General features: G+C 33.4%; 18 protein-coding genes. 3 read left to right on the forward strand and 15 right to left on the reverse strand.

Going from position 1 to position 13,182, the window contains the following annotated elements; translation table 11 throughout:
* Positions 1 to 95 precede the first annotated feature (95 nt).
* From ACKI67_RS10190 to ehaA, 10 genes are all read right to left on the reverse strand, one after another.
* The gene (locus tag ACKI67_RS10190) at positions 96 to 956 is read right to left on the reverse strand and encodes a respiratory chain complex I subunit 1 family protein (protein WP_407463423.1); all 861 of its coding nucleotides are present in this window, start codon (positions 954 to 956) and stop codon (positions 96 to 98) included.
* 21 nt (positions 957 to 977) lie between these two features.
* A complete protein-coding gene (locus ACKI67_RS10195; RefSeq protein WP_407463424.1) occupies positions 978 to 1,193 on the reverse strand; it encodes a DUF788 domain-containing protein in 216 nt (71 codons plus the stop codon).
* Positions 1,194 to 1,292: 99 nt separating this feature from the next.
* A complete protein-coding gene (locus ACKI67_RS10200) occupies positions 1,293 to 1,961 on the reverse strand; it encodes a hypothetical protein (protein WP_407463425.1) in 669 nt (222 codons plus the stop codon).
* Positions 1,962 to 2,040: 79 nt separating this feature from the next.
* Positions 2,041 to 2,718: an EhaG family protein gene (locus ACKI67_RS10205; protein ID WP_407463426.1), complete on the reverse strand. Its 678-nt coding sequence runs from the start codon at positions 2,716 to 2,718 to the stop codon at positions 2,041 to 2,043.
* Between the two features lie 4 nt (positions 2,719 to 2,722).
* Positions 2,723 to 3,328 carry an EhaF family protein gene (locus ACKI67_RS10210; protein ID WP_407463427.1) on the reverse strand — a complete coding sequence of 202 codons (606 nt, stop codon included), beginning with the start codon at positions 3,326 to 3,328 and terminating at the stop codon, positions 2,723 to 2,725.
* Between the two features lie 61 nt (positions 3,329 to 3,389).
* Positions 3,390 to 3,650, reverse strand: a complete 261-nt coding sequence (locus ACKI67_RS10215) for an EhaE family protein (protein ID WP_407463428.1) — start codon at positions 3,648 to 3,650, stop codon at positions 3,390 to 3,392.
* Positions 3,650 to 3,976, reverse strand: a complete 327-nt coding sequence (locus tag ACKI67_RS10220; RefSeq protein ID WP_407463429.1) for a DUF2108 domain-containing protein — start codon at positions 3,974 to 3,976, stop codon at positions 3,650 to 3,652. Before ACKI67_RS10220 ends, ACKI67_RS10215 begins: the two co-directional genes overlap by 1 nt.
* A gap of 52 nt (positions 3,977 to 4,028) precedes the next feature.
* Positions 4,029 to 4,304, reverse strand: coding sequence for a DUF2109 family protein (locus ACKI67_RS10225; protein WP_407463430.1), 276 nt, complete (start codon positions 4,302 to 4,304; stop codon positions 4,029 to 4,031).
* A gap of 88 nt (positions 4,305 to 4,392) precedes the next feature.
* The gene (locus ACKI67_RS10230; RefSeq protein WP_407463431.1) at positions 4,393 to 4,893 is read right to left on the reverse strand and encodes a hypothetical protein; all 501 of its coding nucleotides are present in this window, start codon (positions 4,891 to 4,893) and stop codon (positions 4,393 to 4,395) included.
* Positions 4,893 to 5,159: an energy-converting NiFe hydrogenase A subunit EhaA gene (gene ehaA, locus ACKI67_RS10235; RefSeq protein ID WP_407463432.1), complete on the reverse strand. Its 267-nt coding sequence runs from the start codon at positions 5,157 to 5,159 to the stop codon at positions 4,893 to 4,895. The genes ACKI67_RS10230 and ehaA overlap by 1 nt, the downstream gene beginning before the upstream one ends.
* A 426-nt stretch (positions 5,160 to 5,585) precedes the next feature.
* Here ehaA and ACKI67_RS10240 point away from each other — a divergent pair, with 426 nt between their 5' ends.
* The 3 genes from ACKI67_RS10240 to cgi121 all read left to right on the forward strand — a co-directional run bounded on the left by ACKI67_RS10240 (position 5,586) and on the right by cgi121 (position 8,722).
* Complete coding sequence (locus ACKI67_RS10240) at positions 5,586 to 6,524, forward strand: SDR family oxidoreductase (RefSeq protein ID WP_407463433.1); 939 nt, start codon at positions 5,586 to 5,588, stop codon at positions 6,522 to 6,524.
* 98 nt (positions 6,525 to 6,622) lie between these two features.
* Positions 6,623 to 8,164: a (R)-citramalate synthase gene (locus ACKI67_RS10245; protein WP_407463434.1), complete on the forward strand. Its 1,542-nt coding sequence runs from the start codon at positions 6,623 to 6,625 to the stop codon at positions 8,162 to 8,164.
* A 30-nt stretch (positions 8,165 to 8,194) separates the two neighbouring features.
* Positions 8,195 to 8,722 carry a KEOPS complex subunit Cgi121 gene (gene cgi121 / locus ACKI67_RS10250; protein WP_407463435.1) on the forward strand — a complete coding sequence of 176 codons (528 nt, stop codon included), beginning with the start codon at positions 8,195 to 8,197 and terminating at the stop codon, positions 8,720 to 8,722.
* A gap of 15 nt (positions 8,723 to 8,737) precedes the next feature.
* On the opposite strand, the gene ACKI67_RS10255 is transcribed toward cgi121, so the two are convergent.
* The 5 genes from ACKI67_RS10255 to ACKI67_RS10275 form a co-directional block, all read right to left on the reverse strand.
* A complete protein-coding gene (locus tag ACKI67_RS10255; protein WP_407463436.1) occupies positions 8,738 to 9,748 on the reverse strand; it encodes a DegT/DnrJ/EryC1/StrS family aminotransferase in 1,011 nt (336 codons plus the stop codon).
* 23 nt (positions 9,749 to 9,771) lie between these two features.
* Positions 9,772 to 10,965: a hypothetical protein gene (locus tag ACKI67_RS10260; protein ID WP_407463437.1), complete on the reverse strand. Its 1,194-nt coding sequence runs from the start codon at positions 10,963 to 10,965 to the stop codon at positions 9,772 to 9,774.
* A gap of 161 nt (positions 10,966 to 11,126) precedes the next feature.
* Positions 11,127 to 12,053 carry a glutamine-hydrolyzing GMP synthase gene (gene guaA / locus ACKI67_RS10265; protein ID WP_407463438.1) on the reverse strand — a complete coding sequence of 309 codons (927 nt, stop codon included), beginning with the start codon at positions 12,051 to 12,053 and terminating at the stop codon, positions 11,127 to 11,129.
* Between the two features lie 78 nt (positions 12,054 to 12,131).
* Positions 12,132 to 12,374, reverse strand: coding sequence for a hypothetical protein (locus ACKI67_RS10270; protein WP_407463439.1), 243 nt, complete (start codon positions 12,372 to 12,374; stop codon positions 12,132 to 12,134).
* A 147-nt stretch (positions 12,375 to 12,521) separates the two neighbouring features.
* Complete coding sequence (locus ACKI67_RS10275) at positions 12,522 to 13,088, reverse strand: GMP synthase subunit A (protein ID WP_407463440.1); 567 nt, start codon at positions 13,086 to 13,088, stop codon at positions 12,522 to 12,524.
* Positions 13,089 to 13,182 lie beyond the last annotated feature (94 nt).

The raw sequence follows: 13,182 nt of genomic DNA on the forward strand, positions 1-13,182 counted from the left end.
CTTCTTATTAATTTTTAATTAATTTTATAGATTTTTTAATTTTATTTATTTTATAAATTTTAATGAATTTTTTTCGTAATGTTCATTATTTATTTTTAAATAACAATCATAATTATTGAACCGACGGTACAGATAACAGCAATGGATATTTGAGCCATTACGGAATGGTTTGGATTCAACATAGGAGTTGTAGCATTGATAAATCCTGTAATGATACAGATTACAATCATCCCAATCAAGTATCCGACAACGGAAATCGGTCCAAAGAATATTGTTAAGAATATCCATAATAGAATATACCATGCGATTGATTCTGAAAACATTATGTATCCTCTAAGCATACCGAAATGTTCAGTTTCAAATCCTGATATGATTTCCTTTCCTTTTGTGATTGCAAAAGGAGAATATGGAGATTTTGTAACTATCAATGTGAAGAACATAATCGCTGCAAGAGGTAATTGGAAGAACAAAGGACCGTGAACTGATTGATAAGCTATAATTCCACTGATGTCCATAGTTCCAGTTAAAAGGAATATGACAGCAATTACAGCAAATAACGGCAATTCTCCAGCTGCTGAGAAAACAGCCCTTACACAACTTACCTTACCATATGGAGAACCTGATGAGGATCCTGCATTATGCTCGACAATCTTGTGAATTGCATAGATACCGAATAGAATCATTAAGGAACCTTTTGTAACTGGACCTACAATTACTCCAGTAACCCAAATGCCTGCTAAAATAACTGTAATGCCTATATAAAATGGTATTGAAGCTGTTTTTGGGAATGTTGTCTCCTTAAAGAAAAATTTCAATGAATGCAATAAGTACTGTATAATAGGAGGTCCTGGCCTTAATTGGACTCTTGCCATAACCTTTCTGTGGAAACCTAATAAAAGACTACCGGCAAGGAAAGCAATTATTACATTGATTAAAATTTGAGCCATTAGATTCATAATATCTGCGAAGAGAGCTTATTAATAACCTGTAAATGGTTCTTCTCTTCTTTCCTCCTCTTCCTCTTTTATTGGTTTAGACATTGTTAAAAGTCCAAATGAAAGCACTAAAAATGGTATACAAACAATAGCTATTGCATAGACTATCCAATCAGCAGGGTTAAATATTAAAGCATAAAGGATAGCTAATACTGACGCAATCAAGATAATATAACTAGCTATTTTTATTTTATTCATTTTATCGACCTTCTATTTAATAATAATTTAATAAATATGATTTTTAAGTTATTTATTTCATTTTAAATTATTTACTTCATTTTAAGTTATTTATTTAAGTTATAGTATAGTTAATAAGATTTCAACAAATCTGACAATGATAAACAATGAACTTAAGTGGATAATCAATATGAATGGAGATCCAGGAGTTCTGAACATTTCTGCCTTACTTGCAAAGAATGGTGCTATACCGCTTTCACCACAAACTCCAATCAACATTACAAGCGCACCGAATATCATCATTGGGCTTGCAGGGATTGCAGCAAGTTCAAATAGGCTTAATGTACCGGTAGCTGCCAATATCATAGCTGCACCACCAAAGAGCGGCAAACCGCACATCATGGCAATCAAACCATATTGATAAGCAGAATTTAAAACATCCACTTGCTTAACGGCAGAAACAATACCAATATTCACAATACCAATCAAAGCCATGAATAAGGTAAAGTTAAACAAGTCTCCAGTAATCATAGCCCCTGCAGTAGCTATACCACAGATGATAGCCAAGAATCTCCTTTGCTTAAATTCCTTTTTCCCTACTGAAACCTTATTTTCATCAAGAGAGCCGAACATGGCTTCAACTTGAGTTTCAGTACGGCTAATAGCTATCAATGCTGTAAAGACAAGTATAGTCACAAACAGGAATATGTGGAGAGGGTTTAAATAAAGAACAATATCTCCTAAAGGAATTGTTCCCATCAAGTTTCCACCTAAATTCTCTATAAGCATTTAACAGTCTCCTTTTTTGATTTACTTAAATTTAAAGTTCATTTGATAATAATTTATAAGTATGAATTTCAATAATTGATTATTTTCTTCCGTATTCTTCCCTCATCAAGATTCCAATCAATCCAATCTTTGATGCCACTTTCAAGAGCAATCCTAAAGCAGCGAGGAATAAGCTGAGCAACCAGTATTGAGGCAATATGAAGAAGAATAGGAATCCTATAATCCATAAGCACCAAGATATACCGGATATTGCTCCTACACCATCAAGAACAACAACAGGCAATCCTCTAACCTTTCTGCTCAATACATAAATTACAATACCTCCACCAGCTACTGCACCACCAGTAAAACCAGAGAGGAATACACCATATCCTATCAACAGCAATGCAATGAAATTAGGAGAGGTTGTCATAATTTCCATGTCAATATTCAAAGGCATTGGTGTAAATGAGGTATGCACATCTTTCTTTCTCATTTCACGAGATATTAAAATCTCAGATATAGCCATGATCTCTGCCAATTCCACTACCAAACCAGGAAGAATCAATGCTTCAGACAAATCGGTTCCTACAGCAGCTACAACAATAAGCATAGCCAAGCCTACAATGTCTGTTAATATGAGAACCTGAATGTCTCTTTTTTCCATTGCAATTCCAATCAAACCAATGAAAGCTACAATCAAACCACCATACAATGCTGTGGTATACATTGAACTATAGAAGGCAGGAACAAATTGAGGTACTATACTTGCAACCATCTAATCACCTGAACTCCTTTTTAGCTTGCTTTTGGCGAGCTTTACGATTGCTCATCTCAACTTCACTGGCTATTCTGTCAGAACTTGCAATAGCTCTTTTCACATCTTCTTCAATATCCCCTTTGCCTTTCTCCTCTTTTCTATCCATAGTGAAGTTAATCGCTAACCATGATGCAATGATGAATGCCATCATAAGAATTGAGGATTCCAAGATAGTGTCAAAACCTCTTGTATAGTAAAGGATTTCATCTATAACACCACCTGGAGATGCACAGATACTTGTTCCAAAGTATGGAGAGATACCTTTCAACATATCAGCTATTGGAGTCATATATGAATTGATCCAACCCAGATTTTGGGAATTTTCAGGATATTGGGCTTCTGTAACACCAGGACTTTCCAAAATTTCCCCACCTCTATCATATGGTGCAATTGCAAGGCCTGCATCCATTTGACTTTGGGGAGCTGGACGAGTATAGATTTGATCTGTATTCAATCCTACAGGAATTAAGAATCCAGCAATCAAGAGCAAACCTAAAATTAGAGCAAATAATCTAGGAATATTCTTTGGATCTGCTAACTTATTCCATAATTTGGCTATTTTAGGCATTTTAGTCTCCCTCCCAGCATTAATGAAACTGATTTTTCAGTTTTTAATAAATCAATAAACATTATACATCAGCTCCTATCTCTTCTAAACGAGAAATAGCTCTAAACAAGATCAATGTAACGATGATTGTAGTTGCAATCAAGGTTAATAGAGCTAATGTAGAATTGTAAGTAAGTAAGATTAATGAAACTCCTACAGATGCCACTTCAGTATTGATTGTTCTTATGACAGGGTCTTTCACTCCAGGACCCCAAACAGCAGCAAGACTTCCAAAAATAGCAAGCGCCAAACCTACATAAACCCAAAGAGCAAGATTAAACATTATTTACCACCTTCTGAGTTTTTTTCACGATTTTCTGTGCTTTTAAGCATTTTAGGAACTGTAGAGTAATCATTTAATTGTGATTTGCGCACTTCGTTTATTTTAATTAAAGCGAGTAAAAATACAATAATAGACAATGGGTCAAGAACAGCAGTTAAAAAAGCAACATCCAAATATCTGAAGCTTACAATAGCCAAGAACAAGCCTGCTTCTAAAACAGAAACCATTATAACTTTATCCAATGGTTTTTTAAGTAGGACAACGCCAATAGCACCTATAATCATCAAAGCAATTGATATTGTTGTCAAATCAATAAATTCTAACATTTTATCCCATTTCTATTATTTTAAAAATAATGAGTAAGTATAATTCTTAAATTTAGTTTTCCTTATGCTCTTCCATATTCCTATCATAGGTAATCTCATCTTCCAAATCCTTTAAGCTGTAAGCAATTGCATTTGCTCCAACTGTTGAAGAGATAAAGAAAGCTGCAGCTAATACAAGACCAAATGGAGTTTGGATATACAATGCAACCAATGCAGATACACAGAATCCTATTACATTTATGTAAAGTAATTTTTCTGCCCTATCTTTGGTTATTACTGCTCTTAAAGCCATCAAGATTGTAATAACTCCAATAATTTTAATAAACATAATTTAACCTTGTATTTTTTATTAATTTTATTTAATTTTAATTTAATTCACTTTTAATGATTTAAATCATTTTTATTAGTCATTTTAATTATTCATATTTAGTATATCTACCAAAGGATTTTGCAATTTTTCCAAGTAATCTTGAACTTGTTGGATGGTGAATTCCTTGAATAGTGAATATAGCAATTACCATTCCACAAATGAACATCTCTGGAGTGATTCCAACGAATGAGAATATGAATATGAGTAGTGTCATGGTCAAAGCACCAGTTGTTCCAGCATAACCTGGATCTGCACATAACCTGTTTCCAATATAAACAAGCAAAGCAGCAATCAATCCGCCTTGAATTCCAAGTATATAGAATCCAATAGAAGCCATCAATGTTCCAGCTGAAGCGTCTGGAGAACATAAGATGTTTCCTTGGAAGAATCCTCCTGCCAAATCTCCTTTCCTATTTTTAATGGAATATCCTACAGTTTTTGCCCCTTTAACTCCTGGAGCTTCAGGAAGGCCAAGGAATGTATCCACTATTACAAAATTAAGCCAAGAGATTATGGTTGCTAATATTAAGCCAATTATTAGATCCATTATTCACTACCTCCTTGAGGATTTGGGAAGATATAATCGAATAGATACTTTACAAAAATAGCTGAGAAAGCTCCCACTAAAACTGCAAGAACCAATCCATCATAAATCCAGAATATATTCAATGAATAAAAAATAGCTAAGATTCCTATAGCAAAAACAGGAGTTGGAAATAGTGCACTTGTAGTCCATGAAAACCTTATTGGTTTTTCTGGAAGAAGCGGCAATCTTAAGGCTAAGCCTAAGACTATTGCTACTATAATAGCCACTATGTAATTCACAAAAAATTGAAATCCATTAGCAATTATACTAATCATAGTTAATATTATGTTTTTATATAATATATATCTTTTATTACTTAATGCCAAGTCGAAAAAATAGCACATTTTTTAGATATTTTCAAAAATTAAAAATTGTGGATAGACTTAATACAAAATAAATAAAAATTATTACAAATTAGGAAAAAACAAGCAGATATGGGCTAGATATTTAGGTCTTCCTAAAAATTAATTTGGCATCCATATTTAAATTTTTTTTATAAAATTTTAAAAAAGCATTTTTGTTGAAATTACAAAATATTAAAATAGTATTAAATTTATAAATCTATACTAATATAGAAAATATATAAATTGAAAATAAAATATTTAAAAAAAATTATAAATCATTTTTACATTATAAATTAAGGACCAGATATAATGGAAAATAAAGAAATTGTAGTTACTGGAGGATGTGGATTCATAGGTTCACATATTGTTGAAAAGCTTTTAGAAAACAATAATGTAACCATCATAGACAACCTATCCTCTGGAAAAATGGAAAACTTGAAAAATCCTGATCATGAAAACTTGACTTTGATTGAAGAAGATCTCTTAGAATGTGATTTGGAAGAGATTTTAAAGGACAAGGATTATGTATTCCACCTTGCAGCTAAGGTAAGCGTTCCTGGAAGTGTGGAAGAACCTCTTGATTACAATGAAACAAACATTGATGCTACCGTTAAGCTATTGATTGCATGTAAAAACAACAACATCAAGAAGATAGTCTTCTCATCATCATCTGCAGTTTATGGAGAAAACCTAAATATGCCACTTAAGGAAACAGAGCTTCCTATGCCTTGTTCACCTTATGCAGCTCAAAAGGCAAGTATTGAATTATACTTGAAATCTTTCTATGAAGCTTATGGCTTGAATTATGTTGCACTTAGATATTTCAATGTCTTTGGTCCTAGACAAGATGAAAATTCACCTTATGCAGCAGTTATTCCAAAGTTCATATCTGCAATTCTAAAAGGGGAAAACCCTGTAATTTATGGTGATGGAGAGCAAAGCAGAGACTTTATCTTTGTAGATGAAATTGCTAAAGCAAACATATCTGCTGCTGAATCTGATTATAATGGTATTGTTAATGTGGCATTGGGAAAATCAATGACCATTAACCATTTATTTGATATTGTAAGTGATGTTCTTGAATCAGAGATTCCTGTAAAATACCTTGATGAACGTCCAGGAGACATCAAACACTCACTTGCAGACATAAGCAATCTTGAAAAAATCAACTTTAAGCCAGAAGAGGATAAGTTTGAAGAGCAGTTAAGAGAAACTGTAAAATGGTTTAGAGAACAGATGGAAAAATAAGAATAAATAGAATTTTGATAAATCTATGAAAATAATTAATGAGAATTATTAAAGAAAATTATATGAAAATTATTTAATCACAATAAAGAAGTGGAAAAATGAAAATCGAAGTATTAGACACCACATTAAGGGACGGTGAACAAACACCAGGAATCTCCCTAAATGCAGTGAAAAAATTAAGAATAGCTACCAAATTGGATGAAATAGGAGTAAACTCCATTGAAGCAGGATCTGCAATCACCTCTGAAGGTGAAAGGGAAGCTATTAAATTAATCACTTCACAAGGACTTAAGGCAGAAATCGTAAGCTTTTCAAGAACATTAATCAAGGATGTTGATTACTGCTTGGAATGTGATGTGGATGCAGTTAATGTTGTAGTTCCCACTTCTGACTTGCATTTAAAGTACAAATTGAAAAAATCTCAAGAGGAAATGCTTGATGATGCCGTAAAGGTAGTGGAATATGCTAAAGACCATGGACTTGTTGTTGAACTTGCAGCTGAAGATTCAACAAGAACAGATATTGAATACTTAAGGAGAATATTTAAAGCTACAATCGATGCTGGAGCAGATAGAATCTGCCCCTGCGATACTTTAGGAATGCTTACACCATTAAAGTCATTCAATTTCCATAGGAAATTATCTGATTTGGGAGTTCCTTTAAGTGCTCATTGCCATAACGACTTTGGCCTTGCAGTTGCAAATACATTATCTGCAATTGATGGGGGAGCAAGCAGATTCCATGGAACAATCAATGGACTTGGAGAAAGAGCAGGAAATGCTGCCATTGAAGAGGTTGTAGTGTCATTGAATACCTTATATAAATACAGTGATGACGATGAAGAAAGTAAATACAGCACAGACATTAAAATAAATCAACTTTACAGCACTTCAAAATTGGTTTCAAGACTCAGTAATGCTTATTTAGCCCCAAATAAACCTATAGTAGGTGAAAATGCATTTGCACATGAATCAGGAATTCATGCAGATGGAGTGATAAAGAACAGTGCCACCTATGAACCGATCATGCCGGAATTAGTAGGGCATAGACGTAAATTCATCATTGGAAAGCATGTCGGAACCAAGGGTTTGGATGAAAGGCTTAAGGAATTGGGACTTGAAGTCAATAAGGACCAATTAAACGAAATCTTCATCAAAGTAAAGGACCTTGGAGACAAAGGAAAAACCGTTACAGACACTGATTTGGAAGCTATTGCAGAGCACGTCCTAAACATTGAACAGGAAAAGAAAATCAATCTTGACGAACTTACAATCGTTTCAGGAAACAAGATCAGACCGACAGCATCAATCAAGATGAACATCAAAGATAAGGAAGTAATCGAAGCTGATGTAGGTATCGGTCCTGTAGATGCAGCAATCAATGCAGTAAATAAGGGAATCAAAAGCTTTGCAGACATCAAGCTTGAAGAGTACCATGTAGACGCAGTCACTGGAGGTACAGACGCATTGATTGAAGTAATCGTAAAGCTCAGTTCTGGAGATAAGATCATATCTGCAAGGGCAACTGAACCGGACATTATCAATGCAAGTGTAGAGGCATATATTGATGGTGTAAACAGATTGCTTGAAAACAATCACTTTTCATTGGATAACAGACAAAACAAGAAATCCAAGAGATAACTAATTTTAATCTTATTCAAGAGAGATATAATGAAGGAATACAATAAGGAATTGGCTAATTTAGACAATGTTGAAATATTAGGATTTACCGGAACAATTGAAAGCATTCCAAAAACATTGGACCAGATAGACAATATTAGAAATAGCTGTTGTGATGTTGGAATCATTCAACTTATGAATGCTGATGCAATAGCTGGAAAGGAACATCTCCAACATGGAACAATCCATGCAATAAATGCATTCAAAAGAGGAGAAAATTTAGCCAATGATTTGGGAATTGAAGTCTTGCTTAGAACATCCGGCCAAAGACAAATTTCAAAGGCATTTGATATACTTGGTCTTAAGGAAGGAAAGATGAATATGGCGGTTGTTCTTATCGATTGTCCAGATTACTTTGTCGATGAATTATCTTGCATCTTTGAAAGAAATGATGCAGTTTTAGAAGCTGACGAATCAATATTAAAGAACTTATATGATATTCCTGAAAATGAGTTAAAGACCATCAAGATATGTGATGTATTAATTGATAAAACAAGTAAATTATTAGTAGAACAATAATTAAAAAAAAAAGAATTATTCATATTTCCTAACTGCATCGACAATTGAATCTAAATTTTCATGACTTAGACATGAAATGTCCAGATTCTTTATTTCCAATGCAACTGCTTTTTCTTTTAACCTATTATAATTCGGACATTTAGTAATCATCCCATGACTGTCTAAAACAAATTCCTGTCTTAATTTGTAAGATAATGATTTAGGGTCATCTGTTTTTATAATTACATTTATTCCTCTTTTGTCTTTGTGGAATACTTCAAAATCAGTTTCATTTTTTATCTTTTCTTTTAGATATAAGCATGAATCGATGCTCTTTTCAAGGTTTTCTTGAGCGAAATCCAACTCGTTATATATTCCGCAAGCGGTTATATTGCTTGCCTTGTTTGTTTTTAAAAGAAGCTTTGACTTGTCAAATAATGAATTGTCGTTAGTTGTTATGAATCCTCCATCTTCAACATTGACTATTTTTGGAGACCCTGTAGATCCGATTATAATATCAGAGTAATTGCCGTTTGCCAACTTATTCTCCCAGTCTCCAATAGCTCCAGAGGCATCTTCAACTAAAATCATATTGTTCTCATGAACAAAATCACTGATTTCCTTAATATTCTGTTCTGCAGTATAAGCAGCAAAGCTGGTTAAAAATAGTGCAGACTTATTGTTTTCATCATCTAAATCAATCATATTGTCATTTGATGATGAAATGATGGATTCGTTAAGATAATCCAAATCAATCAGTCCTTGATTGGTCTTGACGGTGATTAAATCTTTTTTTAAGAAATTGGCTATCTGCTTAAAGCCATTCCATGCACCTTGATCTGGAATCAAGATAGCACCATCTATGGAATTCATGGCAGATAAAATAGCAGAATTGCCACCATTTACCAATTTGGCAAATTTATGATTGACAATATCGGCTAACTTTTCTTCAGCAAGCTTTTGATAATCCTGATTATCTTCACCACTTGCCACTTTAGCCATTGCCATTTGAGTTTCCTTTGATGGTTTCTTAAATTTAAGATTCATATTTTAACCTAATTTTAAATATATTATTGTAAATCTGGAGATTTCTTAAAGAAATTATCCAATGTTGTTTGTTTTGAATGCAAGAGCTCCTTCAACAGATTGCTTTGCTTGACATATCTGCTGATTGGAATCTTTAATTTAGTTCCACAGTAAACAAGAGATTCTTTCAATGATTCAAACTCCTTATAATCACCGCTCATTGCAAATTTGATGTTTTCCCTTACATTAAATACTCCAAGTGGAATGTAACCGGAATATGCTTCCCTAAGTATAATTACACCTGATTGAAGCTTAAGTTTAGATAAATGATCAAGGACCGCCATTTTAGCAGAGTAGTAACATCCTCCAACACAGGAGTACTCTGTCTTGTTGGTGTTGGTTTCATAGTCTGAAAACATCATCTCCTCTCCACCTAGAATTTTGAGGAATGCTTCAAACCATTCATATTGCCATTCGGTAGGGGTTAGGATGATTGCATAATAATTGTTCAAGCTTGAAAACTCATAAACCCTATGGGAGTCCATAATAGGATAATGTCTCACTTCCTTCAATAGGCTATCTGCAATTGTGCTGTCACAAGCTGTAATGGACCATCTTGTTGGAACCAACCTTCGGTTCTTCTTAAGACCGAATGCTCCAACAGAAAATGCCTTTTGCATTGCAGAAAATGGAACATCCTTATTATGGAGATTCATCACTGCATCCCTTGCCTTTAAGTCAGTGTCATAAAAGCTCTTTTCAAGCTGCTTATCCCATCTGACAGCATCAATGTCAAACTTTTCAATTATAGCACTTGGACCATGAGGAGTGATTTCCTCATTGAAGCTTGCACCAGTAGGCTTTGATCCAAAGGTTGCCTCACTGTCGATTGATTTTGATGCAAGAGAAATGTCCTGAAGCTTTTCAACAAAAGGATTTTCAACATCCTTAATGTCAATAAGCTGCTTTCCACGAACAAGATTCATTCTATATGCAATAATATCCTCTTGAGTCTTATTATTTGAAATCCATTGCTCTGGAGAGTCCATGATATAAGTATCCCCAAGCTGCGGAACCATCATAGGTCCAGCATACACTTTAGGATAACTCCATCGACCTATAAAAACAGAAGGTGGCGTACTTCCATCTAAGTCCTTTCCTACATCAACTGAATTCATCTTTATCTTTTCAGTCAATTTCTCCAAATAAGCATTCTTTGTAGCCTTAGATGTTCTCATAATAAAACCTATAAAATATTTAACAATAATTGAATTCTCGTAAATACTACAATGATAAAAATTAATATAATTAATATAATGGTGATTTAAATAATTAAGTGATTTATAATGTATGAAAATAAAAAAGTAAAATTAGTTTATAAAAACTAATTTAACTTAAATTAACAGAATTCGATAGTGCTAGGTGGTTTATCACTAATTGATAAAGCAACATGGGTAACTTCAGAAACTTCAGAAGTGATTCTTCTGGAAATGGTTCTGATTACATCCCAAGGCATTTCAGGGACGGTTGCAGTCATTGCATCTACAGAACTGATCAATCTGATTACAATAAGATAACCGAAGTCTCTTTCATCTCCTTTTACACCAGTTACTTTAGTGTCAGTAAGTACAGCAAAGTATTGCCATAATTCCTTATCTAAACCAGCTTTTTCCACTTCTTCTCTTACAATAGCATCTGCAGCTCTACAAACAGCTAAGTTATCTCTTGTTAAAGCTCCAACAACTCTTACACCAAGTCCAGGGCCTGGGAATGGTTGTCTTTGTACAATGCTATCTGGAAGACCTAACTCAGTACCGACTTCTCTTACTTCATCCTTATATAAATCTCTAACAGGTTCAACTACTTTTAAAACCATACCGCTTGGCAATGCCATATTGTGGTGAGTTTTGATTTCACCTTCAGTTTCAATCCAATCAGGAGCAATAGTTCCTTGAACCAGATATTTAGCGTCAACAGCTTGTGCTTCTCTTTCAAACACTTCGATAAATACTCTTCCGATGATTTTCCTTTTCTCTTCAGGGTCATCCACACCTTCAAGTTCAGATAAAAATTCATCAGAAGCATCAACGTACTTGAAGTTTAATCTGTCTTCGAAGACACTGCAAACTTGTTCCGCTTCTCCTTCTCTGAGCAATCCATGGTTTACAAATATAGCAGTTAAGTTATCACCGATAGCTTCTTGAGTGAGAACAGAACAGACAGAACTGTCAACTCCACCGGATAATGCTATAATGGTTTTTTCATCACCAATTTCCTCTTTGATTTTGCGAGTAGCATCTTCAATAAATTCTTTTGGGCTTAACATAAAAATACCTTTAAAAAATTATGAATTTTAAAAAATTTTTATATTTTTTTAGAAAATTAAAGAAAAATATTAATCCATCTATTCGAAATCTTCGATGAATTCCATAATGATAGCTTCTAAACCTTCGTCTTTGCCATCCATTACAGCATCCATAATGTCTTCATATTTTACATATTTTTCAATTTTAATAGCTTTTTCCCCAATACCGGTGATTCTGAAATCTTGTTCGCCGTCACCAATAGGAATGCTAATGTTTTTGAATTTTAAGTTAGCTTTGTTGTCCATTGCTTTCTTTTTGAAGTCGTCTATATTATCAAACATTTTTCATCAACCCTTTTTAAAAAATTTAATTAAAAAATTAAAATTAATCTAAAACTTTGTTTTATTAGTCCTCATCTTAATTCCCATTTTATTCATATGACAATTTTGAATGAAATAAATTATTTTTAAGCCAATAGTTAAAAAACATTATTTTTTATAATTTTGACAAATCTCATAAAAATTCTTAAAGATAAATTCCCCTTTTGGAGTATGATAAACCTCTGGATGGAATTGGATTCCATAAATCTCTTTTTCCTTATGCTTCATCGCTTCGATATCGCAAAGAGAAGAGCTTGCAATAATATCAAATTCCTCTGGAAGAGTATGGACTTCATCCTTGTGAGAACTCCAAACCTCAAGAGGAGACTCAAGACCTTTGAAAAGACTGGAATCATCTAAAAGATCTATTTTTACTTGAGCATAACTTTCGGTTTCTGAAGTGGAAACTTCACCACCAAATGTCTTAGCTATTAATTGATGGCCTAAGCAAATACCAAGAATTGGAATATCAAAGTGTTTAATATACTCTGCAGCATTTCCAACACCATCAATAGAAGGTCCCCCTCCTAAAATCAAACCGATAGGTTCTTTTGCCTCAATTTCTTCAATGGATAACTCATTGCTAACCAATTGAGAAGGAATGTTTAGATATTGTAAACTTCTTTGAATTCTATGGTTGTATTGACCTTTATTATTAATAACTAAAATTGTCATAAAATCTCTCAAAACTATGAATAAAATTTATATAATATTCATAATGTATTGATTTTTCAATCAATAGATTATTATATATTATAATAATATATTT

Source organism: Methanobrevibacter sp., from assembly GCF_045577275.1.
Classification (GTDB): Archaea; Methanobacteriota; Methanobacteria; order Methanobacteriales; family Methanobacteriaceae; genus Methanobrevibacter.

What these genes read in the sequence shown, in the direction of transcription:
- ACKI67_RS10190 (WP_407463423.1), bottom strand. Translation starts at nt 956, where the DNA reads ATGAATCTAATGGCTCAAATTTTAATCAATGTAATAATTGCTTTCCTT.
- ACKI67_RS10195 (WP_407463424.1), bottom strand. Translation starts at nt 1,193, where the DNA reads ATGAATAAAATAAAAATAGCTAGTTATATTATCTTGATTGCGTCAGTA.
- ACKI67_RS10200 (WP_407463425.1), bottom strand. Translation starts at nt 1,961, where the DNA reads ATGCTTATAGAGAATTTAGGTGGAAACTTGATGGGAACAATTCCTTTA.
- ACKI67_RS10205 (WP_407463426.1), bottom strand. Translation starts at nt 2,718, where the DNA reads ATGGTTGCAAGTATAGTACCTCAATTTGTTCCTGCCTTCTATAGTTCA.
- ACKI67_RS10210 (WP_407463427.1), bottom strand. Translation starts at nt 3,328, where the DNA reads ATGCCTAAAATAGCCAAATTATGGAATAAGTTAGCAGATCCAAAGAAT.
- ACKI67_RS10215 (WP_407463428.1), bottom strand. Translation starts at nt 3,650, where the DNA reads ATGTTTAATCTTGCTCTTTGGGTTTATGTAGGTTTGGCGCTTGCTATT.
- ACKI67_RS10220 (WP_407463429.1), bottom strand. Translation starts at nt 3,976, where the DNA reads ATGTTAGAATTTATTGATTTGACAACAATATCAATTGCTTTGATGATT.
- ACKI67_RS10225 (WP_407463430.1), bottom strand. Translation starts at nt 4,304, where the DNA reads ATGTTTATTAAAATTATTGGAGTTATTACAATCTTGATGGCTTTAAGA.
- ACKI67_RS10230 (WP_407463431.1), bottom strand. Translation starts at nt 4,893, where the DNA reads ATGGATCTAATAATTGGCTTAATATTAGCAACCATAATCTCTTGGCTT.
- ACKI67_RS10240 (WP_407463433.1), top strand. Translation starts at nt 5,586, where the DNA reads ATGGAAAATAAAGAAATTGTAGTTACTGGAGGATGTGGATTCATAGGT.
- ACKI67_RS10245 (WP_407463434.1), top strand. Translation starts at nt 6,623, where the DNA reads ATGAAAATCGAAGTATTAGACACCACATTAAGGGACGGTGAACAAACA.
- cgi121 (WP_407463435.1), top strand. Translation starts at nt 8,195, where the DNA reads ATGAAGGAATACAATAAGGAATTGGCTAATTTAGACAATGTTGAAATA.
- ACKI67_RS10255 (WP_407463436.1), bottom strand. Translation starts at nt 9,748, where the DNA reads ATGAATCTTAAATTTAAGAAACCATCAAAGGAAACTCAAATGGCAATG.
- ACKI67_RS10260 (WP_407463437.1), bottom strand. Translation starts at nt 10,965, where the DNA reads ATGAGAACATCTAAGGCTACAAAGAATGCTTATTTGGAGAAATTGACT.
- guaA (WP_407463438.1), bottom strand. Translation starts at nt 12,053, where the DNA reads ATGTTAAGCCCAAAAGAATTTATTGAAGATGCTACTCGCAAAATCAAA.
- ACKI67_RS10270 (WP_407463439.1), bottom strand. Translation starts at nt 12,374, where the DNA reads ATGTTTGATAATATAGACGACTTCAAAAAGAAAGCAATGGACAACAAA.
- ACKI67_RS10275 (WP_407463440.1), bottom strand. Translation starts at nt 13,088, where the DNA reads ATGACAATTTTAGTTATTAATAATAAAGGTCAATACAACCATAGAATT.